The sequence below is a fragment of the Sphingomonas pituitosa NBRC 102491 genome, from assembly GCF_001598435.1.
Taxonomy (GTDB): domain Bacteria; phylum Pseudomonadota; class Alphaproteobacteria; order Sphingomonadales; family Sphingomonadaceae; genus Sphingomonas; species Sphingomonas pituitosa.
The window spans coordinates 341,384-357,240 of sequence record NZ_BCYY01000002.1; the positions used below are offsets into that span (position 1 = coordinate 341,384).

At 68.0% G+C, this 15,857-nt stretch carries 16 protein-coding genes; 13 read left to right on the plus strand and 3 right to left on the minus strand.

The features are described from left to right. Nucleotides 1-67 precede the first annotated feature (67 nt). Nucleotides 68-1,462: a leucyl aminopeptidase family protein gene (locus SPI01S_RS04090; RefSeq protein ID WP_066718501.1), complete on the plus strand. Its 1,395-nt coding sequence runs from the start codon at nt 68-70 to the stop codon at nt 1,460-1,462. Here SPI01S_RS04090 and SPI01S_RS04095 read toward each other — a convergent pair. Both SPI01S_RS04095 and tpiA read right to left on the minus strand, forming a co-directional pair. Continuing rightward, on the minus strand, nt 1,440-3,308 hold the full coding sequence (locus SPI01S_RS04095; RefSeq protein ID WP_245653461.1) for a putative bifunctional diguanylate cyclase/phosphodiesterase: 1,869 nt from the start codon (nt 3,306-3,308) through the stop codon (nt 1,440-1,442). The genes SPI01S_RS04090 and SPI01S_RS04095 overlap by 23 nt on opposite strands. A gap of 133 nt (nt 3,309-3,441) precedes the next feature. Then, complete coding sequence (tpiA, locus tag SPI01S_RS04100; protein WP_066718504.1) at nt 3,442-4,197, minus strand: triose-phosphate isomerase; 756 nt, start codon at nt 4,195-4,197, stop codon at nt 3,442-3,444. Between the two features lie 118 nt (nt 4,198-4,315). Between tpiA and SPI01S_RS04105 the strand changes: the two genes are divergently transcribed. Then, the gene (locus SPI01S_RS04105) at nt 4,316-6,259 is read left to right on the plus strand and encodes a peptidylprolyl isomerase (RefSeq protein ID WP_066718512.1); all 1,944 of its coding nucleotides are present in this window, start codon (nt 4,316-4,318) and stop codon (nt 6,257-6,259) included. Beyond that, entirely contained in the window at nt 6,256-7,743 is a 1,488-nt protein-coding gene (locus tag SPI01S_RS04110; protein ID WP_066718515.1) for an anthranilate synthase component I family protein, read from the plus strand. Before SPI01S_RS04105 ends, SPI01S_RS04110 begins: the two co-directional genes overlap by 4 nt. Nucleotides 7,744-7,907: 164 nt before the next feature. On the opposite strand, the gene SPI01S_RS04115 is transcribed toward SPI01S_RS04110, so the two are convergent. Further along, the gene (locus tag SPI01S_RS04115) at nt 7,908-8,318 is read right to left on the minus strand and encodes a hypothetical protein (protein ID WP_066718518.1); all 411 of its coding nucleotides are present in this window, start codon (nt 8,316-8,318) and stop codon (nt 7,908-7,910) included. A gap of 113 nt (nt 8,319-8,431) precedes the next feature. Here SPI01S_RS04115 and SPI01S_RS04120 point away from each other — a divergent pair, with 113 nt between their 5' ends. From SPI01S_RS04120 to SPI01S_RS04165, 10 genes are all read left to right on the plus strand, one after another. Beyond that, complete coding sequence (locus SPI01S_RS04120; protein WP_066718521.1) at nt 8,432-9,016, plus strand: anthranilate synthase component II; 585 nt, start codon at nt 8,432-8,434, stop codon at nt 9,014-9,016. Between the two features lie 45 nt (nt 9,017-9,061). After that, nucleotides 9,062-9,466 (plus strand): hypothetical protein, encoded by a 405-nt coding sequence (locus tag SPI01S_RS04125; protein WP_066718524.1) that lies wholly within the window; start codon nt 9,062-9,064, stop codon nt 9,464-9,466. 55 nt (nt 9,467-9,521) lie between these two features. Then, nucleotides 9,522-10,517 (plus strand): anthranilate phosphoribosyltransferase, encoded by a 996-nt coding sequence (gene trpD / locus SPI01S_RS04130; RefSeq protein WP_066718526.1) that lies wholly within the window; start codon nt 9,522-9,524, stop codon nt 10,515-10,517. After that, the gene (gene trpC, locus SPI01S_RS04135; protein WP_066718528.1) at nt 10,514-11,284 is read left to right on the plus strand and encodes an indole-3-glycerol phosphate synthase TrpC; all 771 of its coding nucleotides are present in this window, start codon (nt 10,514-10,516) and stop codon (nt 11,282-11,284) included. Before trpD ends, trpC begins: the two co-directional genes overlap by 4 nt. Beyond that, nucleotides 11,281-11,754 carry a cyclic pyranopterin monophosphate synthase MoaC gene (gene moaC / locus SPI01S_RS04140; protein WP_066718529.1) on the plus strand — a complete coding sequence of 158 codons (474 nt, stop codon included), beginning with the start codon at nt 11,281-11,283 and terminating at the stop codon, nt 11,752-11,754. The genes trpC and moaC overlap by 4 nt, the downstream gene beginning before the upstream one ends. 77 nt (nt 11,755-11,831) lie before the next feature. Next, entirely contained in the window at nt 11,832-12,629 is a 798-nt protein-coding gene (cobA, locus tag SPI01S_RS04145; protein WP_066718970.1) for a uroporphyrinogen-III C-methyltransferase, read from the plus strand. Further along, complete coding sequence (locus SPI01S_RS04150) at nt 12,626-12,922, plus strand: DUF2849 domain-containing protein (protein ID WP_066718533.1); 297 nt, start codon at nt 12,626-12,628, stop codon at nt 12,920-12,922. The genes cobA and SPI01S_RS04150 overlap by 4 nt, the downstream gene beginning before the upstream one ends. A gap of 3 nt (nt 12,923-12,925) precedes the next feature. Beyond that, complete coding sequence (locus tag SPI01S_RS04155; RefSeq protein WP_066718536.1) at nt 12,926-14,560, plus strand: nitrite/sulfite reductase; 1,635 nt, start codon at nt 12,926-12,928, stop codon at nt 14,558-14,560. Continuing rightward, nucleotides 14,553-14,978 carry a DUF934 domain-containing protein gene (locus SPI01S_RS04160; protein ID WP_066718539.1) on the plus strand — a complete coding sequence of 142 codons (426 nt, stop codon included), beginning with the start codon at nt 14,553-14,555 and terminating at the stop codon, nt 14,976-14,978. Before SPI01S_RS04155 ends, SPI01S_RS04160 begins: the two co-directional genes overlap by 8 nt. Then, nucleotides 14,971-15,735, plus strand: a complete 765-nt coding sequence (locus SPI01S_RS04165; RefSeq protein ID WP_066718549.1) for a phosphoadenylyl-sulfate reductase — start codon at nt 14,971-14,973, stop codon at nt 15,733-15,735. The genes SPI01S_RS04160 and SPI01S_RS04165 overlap by 8 nt, the downstream gene beginning before the upstream one ends. Nucleotides 15,736-15,857 lie beyond the last annotated feature (122 nt).

A 15,857-nucleotide genomic window follows, 5' to 3' on the forward strand; every position in this document is an offset into this window, starting at 1 on the left:
CCCCTGCCCAAAAATCCATGCTGCGGCGGACTAGGCGCGGGCGCTCGCGCGTCCTAGATCAAGAGCTATGACGGATCTCAACACGCTCGTTCAGCCCGATCGCGGCCAAGCCGCTCGCACCATCCACCTGATCGACGCCAAGGGCTATGACGCCTGGCTCGCTGCACAGCCGCCGCGCCACCGCGCCGCCGCCGCCGCGCAGAAGCTCAGCGGCTCGGCCAACTCGAGCGCGATTCTGCCCGGCGATGCGCCCGAGGACTGGTCCGTCGTCAGCGTCGTCGCCAATGTCGAGAAGCTCACCCCCTGGTGCATCGCCAAGCTGGCCGAGACGCTGCCCGAGGGCAGCTATCGCGTGGAAGGCGTCGAGCCCGGCAAGGCGATCTATGGCTGGCTCGTCGCGCAGTACAAGTTCGACCGCTATCGCAAGGCCGATCCCAAGGCGCAGGGCCCGCGCGTGCTGCTCACCGGCGATCCGGTGAAGATGGAAGAGGCGGTGCGCATGGCCGCCGTTACCTTCAAGCTGCGCGACCGGATCAACACCGGCGCGAACGACATGAGCCCGGCCGATCTCGAAACGGCCGGTGCGGACCTCGCCAAGGCGTACAGCGCCACCTTCTCGGTGGTGAAGGGCGATGAACTCGCGCAGGGCTATGGCCTGCTCCACGCCGTCGGCCAGGCCGCCGGCAAGGGCCGCGAGCCGCGCCTGATCGAACTCGAATGGGGCAACCCCGAGCATCCGCGCATCGCCATCATCGGCAAGGGCGTTTGCTTCGACAGCGGCGGGCTCGACATCAAGCCGGCCAGCGGCATGCGGCTGATGAAGAAGGACATGGGCGGCGCCGCCCACGCCCTCGCGCTCGCCGAACTGGTGATGCAGAACAAGCTGCCGGTGCGGCTGCACATGCTCGTCCCCGCGGTCGAGAACTCGATCTCTGGTGAGGCGACTCGGCCGGGCGACGTGATGATCTCGCGCAAGGGCATCACCGTCGAGAACAGCAACACCGACGCCGAGGGCCGGCTGATCCTGGCCGACGCACTGACCAAGGCCGAGGAGAAGAACCCCGAGCTGGTCTTCGACTTCGCGACGCTCACCGGCGCCGCGCGCGTCGCGCTGGGCGCCGACCTGCAGGCGCTGTTCGCCAATGACGACACGCTGGCGGCCGAAATCCTGGCCGCGGGCGAGGAAGAGGCCGACCCGATCTGGCGGATGCCCCTCTACGATCCGTACAAGGATCTGCTGAAGTCCGACGTGGCGGACATGGTCAACGCGGCCGAGGGTCCGTTCGGCGGCGCGATCACGGCGGCCCTGTTCCTCAAGGAATTCGTGTCGAGCAAGGCCCAGTGGGCGCATTTCGACATCTTCTGCTGGAACGGCAGCGCCAAGCCGGGCCGCCCCAAGGGCGCCGAGGCGGTAAGCCTGCGCGCCACCTGGAAGGTGCTCAAGGACCGGTACGGCGGATAAGCGCTGCGGCCGCCGGCGGCATCACGCCGTCGGCGAGCCAGCGCTCGACTTCTTCCTTGTCCATGGGACGACCGAACAGATAGCCCTGCCCCTGCGCGCAGCCCAGCGCGCGGAGCATCTCGGCCGTCTCGAGCGTCTCGATGCCCTCGGCGACGACCGGTAGCTCCAGCGTGCTGGCCAAACCCAGGATCGCACGAACGATGCGCAGCTTCTCTGCGCTCTCGCTCAGCGATTCGACGAACGAGCGATCGATCTTGATCTTGTCGAACGGCAGCATGCGGAGATGCTGGATCGAGGCATAGCCGGTGCCGAAATCGTCGAGCGCCAGCTGCACCCCCTGGTTCTTCAGCGACTCGATGGCGTGGTGCGCCTTCTCGGCATCGACGATCAGCGCATTCTCGGTGATCTCCACCGTCAGCCGCTGCGGCTGAAAGCCGGTGCGCGCGAGCACCGACAGGATCTTGTGGCTCAGCCACTCGTCACGCAGCTGGCCGGGCGAGATGTTGATTGCGATGCTGGCCGGCACCGGCCAGTCGCGCGTCTCCGAACAGGCACGATCGAGCAGGTCGAGCATCAGCGTGTTGAGCAGGCCGCACTCTTCCGCGATCGGAATGAACTGGTCGGGCCCGATCTCGGCATCCTCGCGCCGCCAGCGGGCGAGCAGTTCGAAGCCGGTGACGCGACCGGTGCGGAGATCGACGATCGGCTGGTAGCGCGGGTAGAACAGGCCCTGGGTCAGCCCGTCGCGCATTTCCGCCTCGATGGTCGAGCGACGGCGGATCTCGGCGTCCATCTGGGTTGCGAAGGCGCAGTAGCAGCCGCGCCCCGCTTCCTTGGCCTGGTACAGCGCGACGTCGGCGCGACGCATCAGCGTATCGGCGTCGAGTGCGTCCTCGGGATAGAGGGCAATGCCTACGCTGGCGCCGATATGGTGCATCCGCTCGTCGATCAGGAAGGGCCGCGCCACTTCGCGGACGATCGCATGGGCCACGCTGCGCACCCGATCGAGGGCGTCGCCGTCGAACGGCAGGGTGATGGCGAATTCGTCGCCGCCCAGCCGGTAGCTGCGGCCGGCTTCGCCCACCACCCAGCTCAACCTGCCGGCGACCGCGCGGAGCAGCTGGTCGCCGATGGGATGGCCGTGCACGTCGTTGATCGACTTGAAACGATCGAGATCGACCAGCATCAGCCCGAAGCGGTGCGGTTCGGCGCTCCGCAGATATTCGGTGAGGGCGCGACGGTTGGGCAGTCCGGTCAACGGGTCGTGATAGGCGAGCTGGTGGGCGCGCTGCTCGGCAAGGCGGGCGCGGCGTTGTCCCGCCGCCATTTCCGCCCGCGAGGCAAGCACCTCGACGAACCCCGCATGGGTCGCCCCGAACATCCGCAGCACCACCGCAGAGACGAGGATGATGTTGATCCCCAGCCCGATCAGAAACCGGTCGCCCGACACGATCAGGCAGACGATCACCGGTGATGCGCCGCAAGCCATCACCAGCCATGCCGCGATCGGGAAGGTCTGCAGGCAGTAGCAGCAGGTAATCGCGCCGATGAAGATATACAGCGCGATGCAGGTGCGCCGCGCCAGGTCCGCCTCGACGAACAGTGCCAGTGCCCAACCGCCGAATGCCAGGCTAAGTACTGCCGCCGCGACGATCGTCCCGACAAGATACCCTCGTATCCGCCGGAGGCTGGGGACGACGTCGCTTCGGCGAGTGACCCAAAGGAGACTGCGAATCGCGGCCGCGATACCGAGCAGGATCGGCGCGATGACGCTGAGTTCGACCGAAACCGAACCGTAGGAAGCAAAGCCGAGGAACACGGCGTCCAGGAAGACGAGCGTGTACATCAACGGAATCTGCTGACCCAGCACCCTATACTGTTCGGTCAGGATTGCTCGGTCGAGCTTGGTCCTTCCCGAACGTACGAGGTGAATCCGCTGCAGCATGGGAGCCTTGTAGCGCGAGACCCCCGACAACAGGTTAATCCGCTAGTGCAATCTTGGCCGCAGCTTCGATGATCGGCACGAACTTCTCCGCGGTGAGGCTCGCTCCGCCGACCAGCGCACCGTCGACATCGTCCACCGCGAGGATCGCCTCGGCATTGGCGCCGCTCACCGAGCCGCCGTACAGGATGCGCATGTCGTTGGCAGAGGGGCCGATCATGCCCCGCAGCTTGGCACGCAAGATCGCGTGCATCGTGGCGATCTCGTCGAGAGTCGGCGTCTTGCCGGTGCCGATCGCCCAGCGCGGTTCATAGGCGATGGTCAGCCAATCGGGGGCGGCACCATCCGGCAGCGACTTCTCGATCTGGGATTGGACGATGCGTTCGGCGCGACCCGCATCATGCTCGGCCTCGGTTTCGCCGCAGCACAGGATCACGTTCAGCCCCTGGCGGCGAGCGGCGGCGGCCTTGGCCCAGGCGTGGTGGCTGGTCTCGGCCTGATCGGCACGGCGCTCCGAATGACCGACGATCACGACCTTCGCTCCCGCCTCCACCAGCATCGGCGCTGAGACGTTGCCTGTGTGTGCGCCATAGTCGTTCTCGTGCACGTCCTGCGCGCCGATGGTGAAGTCCGGCGCAATCTCCGCGGCTGCGGCGATCAGCGTAAAGGGTACGCAGAGCAGCGCATCGATTTGCGGATGCGCCTTGGCAGCGGCGGCGATTGCCGACACCTCGCGAAGGTGCGACCGCATGCCGTGCATCTTCCAGTTTCCTGCGACCAGCTTCCGGCGCATTCATCACTCCCCTTTGGTTTCGGCACAGTCGATACCGATTGCGTCGCGCGGCACAAGCTTGAAGGCGCGCCATACCGGCCCTAAAGCGGGCCCAAATTCCTCGAACGAACGGCTCTCCATGCTCAACGCCTTCCGGAACTTCACCAAGTCGCGCTACGGCCTGATCATCGTCTTCATCTTCCTGGGCCTGCTCGCGATCGCCTTTGCGGCGAGTGACGTCACCGGCATGCGCCAGGGGATCAGCGGCGCGAACAGCGGCACGCTGGCGACGGTGGCCGGCAAGGACGTGACGGAGCGCCACGTCCGCGAGACGCTGGAGCGCTATATTCGCGCCGCGCAGGCGCAGGGCCAGAACATCACCATGGCGCAAGTGCTCGCGCAGGGCGGGTTCGAGGCCGCGCTGAACGACGCCGTCAACACCGCCGCGATCGAGGCGTTCGCCAATCAGAACGGCATGGCGGTCGGCAAGAAGCTGGTCGATACCGACATCGTCAACAATCCGCAGTTCGCCGGCATGGACGGCAAGTTCAGCCAGCAGACCTTCGAGCAGCTGCTCGCGCAGAATCGACTGACCCCGGCGCAGTTCCGCGAAGGCATGACCACCCAGCGCTACGCCGCATGGCTGGTCGGCCCGGTTGCACTGCGCGCCCCCGCCCCCGCCGGCGTGGTGACGCCGTATGTCGCGACGCTGCTGGAGCGCCGCACCGGCATCGTCGGCTTCGTCCAGTCGCTGGCCATGGATCCGGGCCCGGCGCCGGACGCCAACACGCTCGCCGGCTATTATGCGCAGAACCGCAGCCGCTATCAGGTGCCGGAGCGCCGCATCGTGCGCTACGCCCTTGCCCAGCCCGACGCGCTGAAGGCCCAGGCGACGCCGACCGACGCCGAGATCGCCGCTGCCTACAAGAAGGATGCCGCCAAGTACGCCGCCAGCGAGAAGCGCGGCGTAGAGCTGGTCCAGGCGATCAGCCAGTCGGTCGCCGCCAAGGTGGCTGCCGCCGCCAAGGGCGGGGACCTGACCGGCGCCGCCAAGGCAGCCGGCCTCGAGGCCCGCGTGATCGATGCAAGCGACAAGGCCGCGCTCGGCAAGCAGGTTTCCGCCGCCTTCGCCGATGCCGCCTTCGCCGCGCCGGCGACCGGGCTGCAGGGCCCCGTCCAGCTCGGCGGCGCCTGGTTCGTCTACCGCGTGAGCAAGGTCGAGAAGATCGCCGCACGCACGCTGGAGCAGGTCCGCGCCGAGCTCCTCGAGGAAGCGAGCAAGCGCAAGCTCGCCGCACTGCTGGCGGATTCGCGCCAGGCGATCGAAGATGCCATCGGCGACGGCTCGACCTTCGACGAAGCAGTGGCCAAGGCGAAGCTGACCGCGGTGCGTAGCCCGGCGCTGATCGCCAACGGCACGGATCCGGACAACGCCGCCTACCAGCCCGACGCCACCGCCACCGCGGTAATGAAGGCCGGCTTCGGCTTCGAACAGGCCGGCGACGAGCCGCAGGTGATCCCGATCGGGCAGGACGGCAGCTTCGCACTCGTCTCGCTGGAAAAGATCGTGCCGGCGGCCCCGCGCCCGCTCGCCCAGATCACCGAGAAGGTAAAGGCCGACTATCTGCTCGACCAGGCGCTCGCCAAGGCGCGCACCGCCGCCACGGCGATGCTGCCCAAGCTGCAGAAGGGCATGCCGATGGCGCAGGCGCTGGCCGAAGCCGGTGCGACCAAGGGCGCCCCGCCCAAGCCGTTCGACTTCAAGCGCAGCGAACTGCGCGGCAAGGAGAACTTCATCCAGATGGCGTTCGACATGCCGGCCAAGACCGCCCGCCTGGTCGAGGCGCCGAACCGCGCCGGCTATTATGTGGTCTATGTCGACACCATCCAGGCGGGGACCATCGCGGGGGATCCGCAGGGCCCGCAGATGCTGCAGTCGATCACCCAGGCGTTGGGGCAGATGGGTGCGCAGGAATATGAGCGGCAGTTCGCCGCCTCGCTGGTGAGTGCGCTCAAGGTCCGCCGCAACGAAGCCGCGATCGCCCGCCTCCGCGCCGACCTGCAGCGCAACGGCGCCCAGTGATCCAAGGTATCGATGCCGCTCGCGCCGCGCTGGCCGAAGGCCGCCCGGCCCTGCTGTGGTGCCGGCAGGTCGCGGATACGGAAACGCCGGTCGCGGCCGCGCTCAAGCTGATCGAGGCGGGGCGGGGCGATTTCCTGCTGGAGTCGGTCGAGGGTGGGTCGGTCCGCGGCCGGCACAGCCTGATCGGCCTCGCACCGGACCTGGTGTTCCGCGCGACCGGCACGGAGGCAGAGCTCAACCGCCACTGGCTGACCGACCGCGACGCGTTCGAGCCGCTTTCCGACGATCCGCTGGCGGCGCTGCGTGCGCTCGTCGCCGATTGCCGGATGGAGGTGCCGGCGGAACTGCCGCGCGCGCTTGCCTGCCTGGTCGGCTATTTCAGCTACGAGACGGTGGGCCTTGTCGAGAGACTGCCCCGACCGCCGCAGAGCCCGCTCGGCGTGCCGGACATGATCTTCGTGCGGCCGACGGTGCTGCTGGTCTTCGACCGGCTGGCCGATACACTGTTCTTCGTCGCCCCGGTGTGGCCCGGTGCCGATCCGGAAGCGGCGGCCGAGCGCATCGATGCAGTCGCCGCGCAACTCGCCAGCGCCCCGCTGCCCGCGCCGGTACGCGCCGATCCGCTCGCGATCCAGCCGACGCCGGTGCTGCGGCAAGGCCGCTATGGCGAGATGGTCGCGGCCGCGAAGGAATATATTGCGGCGGGGGACATCTTCCAGGTGGTGCTCGCCCAGCGCTTCAGCGCCCCCTTCCCGCTGCCGCCGTTCGAGCTGTATCGCGCGCTGCGGCGGATCAACCCTTCGCCTTTCCTCTACCATCTCGACCTGCCGGGCTTCGCGCTCACCGGATCGAGTCCGGAGATCCTGGTACGGGCGCGCGACGGCGAGATCACCATTCGCCCGATCGCCGGCACCCGCCCGCGCGGCCGCACCGCTGCCGAGGACGAGGCCAATCGCACGTCGCTGCTCGCCGACCCCAAGGAGCGGGCCGAGCATCTGATGCTGCTCGACCTCGGTCGCAACGATGTCGGCCGTGCCGCCGCACCCGGCAGCGTGCGGGTGACGGACAGCTATACCGTGGAATTCTACAGCCACGTGATGCACATCGTGTCGAACGTGGTCGGCCGGCTGCGCGACGATGCCGATGCGATCGACGCACTGTTCGCCGGCTTCCCTGCCGGCACGGTGAGCGGCGCGCCGAAGGTGCGCGCTTGCGAGATCATCGCCGAGCTGGAGGCAGAAACGCGCGGGCCCTATGCCGGGGGCGTCGGCTATTTCTCGCCCGATGGTTCGATGGATTCGTGCATCGTCCTGCGCACCGCGCTGGTGAAGGACGGGGTGATGCACGTGCAGGCAGGCGCCGGCATCGTCGCCGATTCCGACCCTGCCTATGAGCAGCGTGAATGCGAAGCCAAGTCGGGCGCCTTGTTCGCCGCTGCGCGCGAGGCGATCGCGCGGGCCAGCGAGGCGGGCTTCGGCCAATAGGCCGGCCCGCTTACCCTCCGCAGATTCCCTCGATCCTGATCGTCATCCCGGCGAAAGCCGGGATCCAGCCGCCTCTCGGCCGCAGCAAGAGCCGCAACAGAGACCCCAATGGATTCCGGCTTTCGCCGGGATGACGAATGAGGGAGCGGTACGGCCCCCGACAATCAGGGAACCCGCGCGCCCTTCACTTCGCGGTCGAGCTTGTCCTGATACCATTGCTGGAGCAGCTGCCGGCTGCAGCCGGTCTGGCCGCCGGTGCCCACCGCGGAGCAGCTGTTGGGCATGCCGGCGCGGTTGAAATCCTCCACCACTTCCATCCGGCGGGACCAGCTGGTCGAGGGCGCGTCTTCCTTGGGCTGGTCGCGGAAGCGCTTGGGGATGCGATAGGGCGAATCACCCGCGTTCGAGCAGACGACGATCTCGTCGGGGTTCGCCGGCTTCGGGCAGCTTTCCTGGCCATAGAGCAGGATGCTGCGGACGCGCTTGGGCGGCCCGTCCGGCGTGGGCTGGTCCTGGCTGTGGGCAAGCGCCGGCGCGGCGAGCAGGGCGGTGGCGATCATCAAGCGGGCAAGCATCCGGTAAACTCCTTGGGTGATACGACGTCCCTGCCCTGCCAGCGGTGCCGCTGCACTGTGGCCGTCGCATGGCCGGATTGTGCTGGCACGCGGGAGCGCCTAGGTCTGCGGCCATGATCCTCGTTCTCGACAATTACGACAGCTTTACCTGGAACCTCGTCCATTACCTGATGGAGCTGGGCGTGGAGGTGCAGGTGGTGCGCAACGATGCACTGACGGCGAACGAGGCGATCGCCAGCAATGCGCAGGGCTTCCTGATCTCGCCCGGCCCGTGCACACCGAACGAGGCCGGGATCAGCCTAGATCTCGTCGCCGCCTGCGCCGATCTCGGCAAGCCGCTGCTTGGCGTATGCCTGGGGCATCAGTCCATCGGCCAGCATTTCGGCGGCAGCGTGGTGCGCGGCGGGCTGATGCATGGAAAAACGTCGCCGGTGTCGCATGATGGTACCGGGCTGTTCGCCGAACTCCCCTCGCCCTTCACCGCCACGCGCTACCACTCGCTGATCGTGACGGACATTCCCGACAGCCTGGTGGTCAACGCGACGGCTGAAGACGGATCTGTGATGGGCTTCCGCCACCGGACTCTGCCCATTCACAGCGTGCAGTTCCACCCGGAAAGCATCGCCACCGAACATGGCCACGCCATGCTTGCCAATTTCCTGCGGCTCGCCGGGATCGAGGCCAAGGCTACGGCCTGACCCTCTTCAGCCTCGGTTCATCGCAGCATCTGTAGGAGGAATGCCATGAAACCGATCTTCGTCACCCTGCTCGCCGGCGCCGCGCTGCTCGCGGCCCCCATTGCCAATGCGCGCGACCGGGATACGCCCGAGCAGCAGCTCGCAAAGCTGCTCAAGGGCCGAGTCGCCGGCAAGCCGGTCGATTGCATCAGCCTTGTCCGGACGGGCTCGAGCCAGATCATCGAGGGCAAGGCGATCGTCTATTCCGACGGCAATACCCTCTATGTGAACGAGCCCCGCGGCGGCGCCGAGCAGCTCGACGACAACTCCATCCTGGTGACCAATACCTTCGGCTCGCAGCTGTGCAGCATCGATGCGGTGCGACTGATCGACCGCAGCTCGTTCTTCCCGCGTGGTTTCGTGTCGCTGGGCCAGTTCGTGCCCTACGCCAAGCCGAAGAAGAGCAACTGAGGCGCCCAAGCAGGATTTGCTCGACAGGCTGGCCGCGCCCCGGAATAGAGGCGGCGTGACCAGCCTAAGCCTGCTTCCCGATCCGTCCTCCCCGCTTGCCCGCGAAACCGCCGCGCAGGCCTTTGCCGACATCCTGGACGGCACCGCGCCGGAATCGGAGATCGAGGCGTTCCTGATCGCGCTTTCCGTGCGCGGCGAGACCAGCATCGAGATTGCCGAGGCCGCCCGCGCGCTGCGGGCACGGCTGATCCCCGTCACCGCGCCCGAAGGGGCAATCGACGTCTGCGGCACCGGCGGCGACGGGCATCATACGCTCAACGTCTCGACGGCGGTCAGTCTGGTGGTGGCCGCTGCCGGCGTGCCGGTGGCGAAGCACGGCAACCGCGCTGCGTCGTCCAAGGCAGGCGCGGCGGACACGCTGGAAGCGCTGGGGCTCAATCTGGATCGTGCGGCCGCACGCGCCGAGGAGAGCCTGCACGAGATCGGCATCGCCTTCCTCTACGCGCAGCACCATCATCCGTCACTGGGCCGCATCGCGCCGATCCGGCGGCGGATCGGGCGGCGGACGATCTTCAACCTGATGGGGCCGCTCGCCAACCCCGCCCATGTCCGCCACCAGCTGATCGGCATCGCGCGGCCCGATTATGCGCCGGTCTATGCCGAGGCGCTGGAGCAGCTTGGCGTCGAAGCCGCCGCCGTCGTCTCCGGGGAGGATGCGCTGGACGAGCTTTCCACCGAAACGGCGAGCATCGTCGTGAATGTCGGCCGCGCGAGGCTGCCGACCCGTATCACGCCTGAGGATGCCGGGCTCCCCCGCCATCCGCTGGCCGCGATCCGCGGCGGCGATCCTGCGTACAACGCGCTCGCGCTGCGCCGCCTGCTGCAGGGGGAGGAAGGCGCCTATCGCGACGCGGTGCTGCTCAACGCCGCCGCCGCGCTCATGGTCGCGGGCCGCGCCGATGACCTGCGGGACGGGGTGGAGGAAGCCGCCGAAATGCTCGACAACGGGCTTGCAAACGCCCTTCTCGACTGCTGGATCGCCTTCGCATGAGCACCATCCTCGACACCATCCTCGAAACCAAGCGCGCCGAAGTCGCGGCGCGCAAGGCCGCCCCGCGCGCCTGGCCGACCCCCACGGCGCCGCGCGGCTTCAAGGCGGCGCTCGATGCGCGCGCGGCAGCCGGCGGCTATGGCCTGATCGCCGAGATCAAGAAGGCGAGCCCGTCCAAGGGCCTGATCCGTGCCGATTTCGATCCCCCCGCCCATGCCCGCGCCTATGCCGCCGGCGGTGCGGCGTGCCTGTCGGTGCTGACCGACCATGACTATTTCCAGGGCCATGAAGACTATTTCGTCGCCGCCCGCGCGGCCTGCGACCTCCCCGCGATCCGCAAGGACTTCCTGATCGACCCCTGGCAGGTCGCGGAATCGCGGGCAATGGGCGCGGATGCGATCCTGATCATCGTATCGGCGCTCGACGACGGCCAGATGGCCGAGATCGAAGCCGCCGCGATCGAGCACGACATGGACGCGCTGGTCGAGGTTCACGATGCCGACGAGCTGGAGCGCGCGCTCAAGCTCAAATCGCGGCTGATCGGGGTGAACAACCGCAATCTCAAGACGTTCGAGGTCGACGTACAGAAGACCTACGAACTCGTCGCCCACGCGCCCAAGGACTGCACCTTCGTCGCCGAATCCGGCCTCAACACCCGCGCGGACCTCGACGCGATGGCCGCGCACGACATTCGCTGCTTTCTCATCGGCGAGTCGCTGATGCGCCAGGCGGATGTGGAAGCCGCGACGCGCGCGCTGGTCGGATGAGCGGGCTCACCCATCTCGACGAGACCGGCGCGGCGCACATGGTAGATGTCGGCGGCAAGGCGGTCACCGCGCGCGAGGCGGTGGCGCAGGGCCGCATCAACATGTCGGCGGAAGCCGCCACGGCGATCCGCGACGGCAGCGTAAAGAAGGGCGACGTGCTCGCCACCGCGCGCATCGCCGGCATTATGGCGGCAAAGAGGACGTCCGAGCTGATCCCGCTCTGCCACCCGCTGCCCCTCACCCGCGTCGCGATCGACCTCGATCTCGACGACAGCGGGGTCACCGCCACGGCGACCGCCGCGACCGAGGGCAAGACGGGCGTCGAGATGGAGGCGCTCACCGCGGTGTCGGTGACGCTGCTGACGCTGTACGACATGGCCAAGGCGCTGGATAAGGGCATGGTGCTTGGCGACATCCGCCTGCTGGCCAAGACCGGCGGCAAATCGGGCGACTGGCACGCCAAGGGCTGATCGCCCATAGTTTCCCTACCCCTAGGCCAAACGATCCTCCATTGCTCCGCCGCCGGCATCGGGCCATGTGCGGCACCATGGCATCGCTACTCGATCCCCTTTCGCGCGGCCGCGTGATCCTCGTCGGCGCCGGTCCCGGCGACCCCGGCCTCCTCACCGTCCGCGCCGTCGAGGCGCTCAAGGCGTGCGATGTGCTCGTCCATGACGGGCTGGTCGACGACCGCGTGCTCGACCTTGCGCCCCAGGCCCACCGCATCTCGGTCGCCAAGCGCCGATCGAAGCACACGCTGCCGCAGGAAGCGATCAACGCGCTGATCGTCGCGCATGTGAAGACCGGCGCGGTCGTCGTCCGCCTCAAGGGCGGCGATCCGTTCATCTTCGGGCGCGGCGGCGAGGAAGTCGAAGCGGTGCGCGAAGCCGGGCTGCCGGTGGAAGTGATCCCCGGCGTCTCCGCAGCACTCGGCGCCGCCGCCGAGGCGATGCTGCCGCTCACCCATCGCGACTGGTCGAGCGCGGTCAGCTTCGTCGCCGGCCAGTGCAAGGGGCTGACCGACCAGGACTGGTCGGGCCTCGCCGGCAAGGGCCGCACGCTGGTGATCTATATGGGCGTCGCCACCGCCTCCGCCATCGCCGACAAGCTGATGGCCGATGGCGTCGCACCCGACATGCCCGTCGCGGTGCTGGAACGCGCCACGCTGGAAGGCCACCGCGCGCTGCGCACGCTGCTCGCCGACCTGGGCCCGATGGTCGAGCAGGAAGACGTGAAGAGCCCGGCGATCATCGTCGTGGGCGAAGTGGTGCTGCTGGCCGATGCGCAGGACCGGCTGTCCCGCTGGGCGCGCACGGCCGAGATTTTGGGGGAAGAACAGGCATGAAGCTGCTGACAGGAAACGACCTTCCCACCGGCGATGTGGTCTGGTGGACCGGCGAGGGTTGGTCGCGCCATGTCGCCGAGGCGGCGGACGTGGGCGACAAGGGCGACCTGATCGCCGCGACCGAAGCCGCCGCGCGACGGGTGAACGTGCCCTATGTCATCGATGCCGAGGCCACGCCCGAGGGGCCCCGCCCCGCGCATATCAAGGACCGCATCCGCGCGCTCGGCCCCACCGTCCGCACGGACCTGACCCTCAAGCCCGCCGACCCGCAGGCCGGAAGCTGGGTGATCTGAACCATGTACAAGTACGACGAATATGACGCCTCGATCGTCGCAGCGCGCGTCGAGGAATTTCGCGACCAGGTGCAGCGCCGTCTCGCCGGCCACCTGACCGAGGACCAGTTCAAGCCGCTGCGGCTGATGAACGGGCTCTATCTGCAGCTGCACGCGTACATGCTGCGCGTCGCGGTGCCCTATGGCACGCTCGACAGCCGCCAGATGCACATGCTCGCCCACATCGCGCGCAAGTATGATCGCGGCTATGGCCATTTCACCACCCGCCAGAACCTCCAGTACAACTGGATCAAGCTGGAGGACGCACCCGACATCCTCGCCGAGCTGGCGACGGTGGAGATGCACGCGATCCAGACCAGCGGCAACTGCATCCGCAACATCAGCTCGGACCAGTTCGCCGGTGCTGCCGCCGACGAGATCACCGATCCGCGCCCCTGGGCCGAGCTGCTCCGCCAGTGGAGCAGCTTCCACCCGGAATTCAGCTACCTGCCGCGCAAGTTCAAGATCGCGGTGATCGCCAGCGACAGCGATCGCGCGGCGATGCGGCTGCACGACATCGGCATCCAGATCGTGCGTAACGACGCTGGCGAACTGGGCGCGCGCATCTATGCCGGCGGCGGCATGGGGCGCACCCCGATGATCGCGCATCTGATCAAGGACTTCGTGCCCTTCGCCGATTTCGTCAGCTATCTGGAGGCGTGCCTGCGCGTCTACAATCGCCACGGTCGGCGCGACAATATCTACAAGGCGCGGATCAAGATCCTCATCCATGCCCTTGGCGCAGAAGAATATGCGCGGCAGGTGGAGGAGGAGTTCCAGGCGGTGAAGGCGCTGGGCATCGATCCGCCCCAGGCAGAGTTCGACCGCATCGCCGCCTATTTCGCGCCGCCGCCGTTCGAGGCCGACGCCGTCGATACCGTGGACCGCAGCGACCCCGATTTCGCGGTCTGGCTCGACCAGAATGTCCACGCCCACAAGGCGCCGGGCTATGCGGTGGTCACGATCAGCCTCAAGCCGATCGGCGGCATCCCCGGCGATGCCTCGGCCGACCAGATCGACGCGATGGCCGATCTCGCCCAGCGCTACAGCTTCGACGAGCTGCGCGTCACCCATGCCCAGAACATCGTGCTGCCGCACGTCCGCAAGGCCGATCTCTACGCGGTCTGGACCGCGCTGCGCGAGGCGGGCCTCGCCGAGGCCAATCTCGACCTGATCAGCGACATCATCGCCTGCCCGGGCCTCGATTATTGCAGCCTCGCCAACGCCCGCTCGATCCCGCTGGCGCAGAAGATCAGCGAACGCTTCGGCGATCCGGCCCGCCAGCGCGACCTGGGCGAGCTCAAGCTCAAGATCTCGGGCTGCATCAACGCCTGCGGCCACCACCATGCCGGCCATATCGGCATCCTCGGCGTCGACCGGAAAGGCACCGAGAACTACCAGTTGCTGCTCGGCGGATCTGGCGCGGAGGATGTCAGCCTGGCCGATATCACCGGTCCCGGCTTCAGCGAGGACGGCGTGGTCGACGCGATCGAGCGCGCCACCGACGTATATGTCCGCGAGCGCACGCCCGGCGAGCGCTTCGTCGACACCTATCGCCGCATCGGCATGGCACCGTTCAAGGAGGCCATTTATGGTTGAGTTCCTGCGTTACCGCGACGACGAGGCGCATGACGAGCCGGCCGTCACGCTCGACAGCTTTTTCGGCCAGTCCAACGCCACCGCGGTTCGGATCGAATCGGGGGAGGATGCGCGCGCACTGCTTCCCTATCTCGATCGCATTGCGCTGGTGGAGGTGAGCTTCCCCAGCTTCCGCGACGGCCGCGGCTATTCCACCGCGCGTATCCTGCGCGAGGCGGGCTACCAGGGCGAGCTGCGCGCGCAGGGCGACGTGCTGGTCGACCAGATCCCGCTGATGCGCCGCTGCGGCTTCGACAGCTTCGCGCCGAACGCGCCGATCGACGAAGCAACGCTGGAGGCCGCGCTGAACCGCTACGACTTCCGCTATCAGGCGGCTGCCGACCCGATCGTGCCGGTGTGGAAGCTGCGGCATGGCTGAGCCCGCGCGCCATATCGACCGGATCGACGTGGCGCCGCGCTTCACCGAGGCCGATGCGGTGCAGCTCAACACCCGCTTTCTCGGCGTCCCCACGCTGGAGATGCTGCGCACCGTGCTGGCGGAGAAGCTGACGGGGGAAACCGCGATCGTCTCCTCCTTCGGTGCGGAGTCGGCGGCGCTGCTGCACCTCGTCGCCAGCGTCGATCCTTCGGTGCCGGTGCTGTTTCTCGATACCGGCAAGCACTTCCCCGAGACGCTCGCCTATCGCGACCTGCTCGTCGAGCGGCTCGGCCTCACCGATTTCCGCAACCTGCGCCCCAATGCCGCGCTGCTGGCCAAGCGCGACGCGACCGAGCTGCGCTGGTCCTATGATCCGGACGGCTGCTGCGAGATCCGCAAGGTTCTGCCATTGGAGGCGGGCCTGGCCGGCTTCGACGCGACGATCACCGGCCGGAAGGCGTTCCAGGCGAGCACCCGCGCCGCCCTCCCCCGCTTCGAACTCGATGGCGAGCGGCTGAAGATCAATCCGCTGGCGGATTGGACCAAGGCCGATCTCGACACCTATTTCGCGGCGCACGACCTGCCGGTGCATCCGCTGGTGGCGCAGGGCTATCCCTCGATCGGCTGCGCGCCGTGCACCAGCATGGTCAAGCCCGGCGAGGATCCGCGCGCCGGCCGCTGGCGCGGCTGGGACAAGACCGAGTGCGGCATTCACACGCCGACCAGCGACGACGACGCCAACCAGCCGGTGTTCTGAGCCGCCTCGGAATCCACCGTACAGCCGCAGCGCGCGCCGTCCAGGCCGATACTGGAGGGCGACCGCGCGGCAGCTGGCGTTGGCCTGCGGGGAGGCGCTCGACGGCTGCATCACCGAGGTGA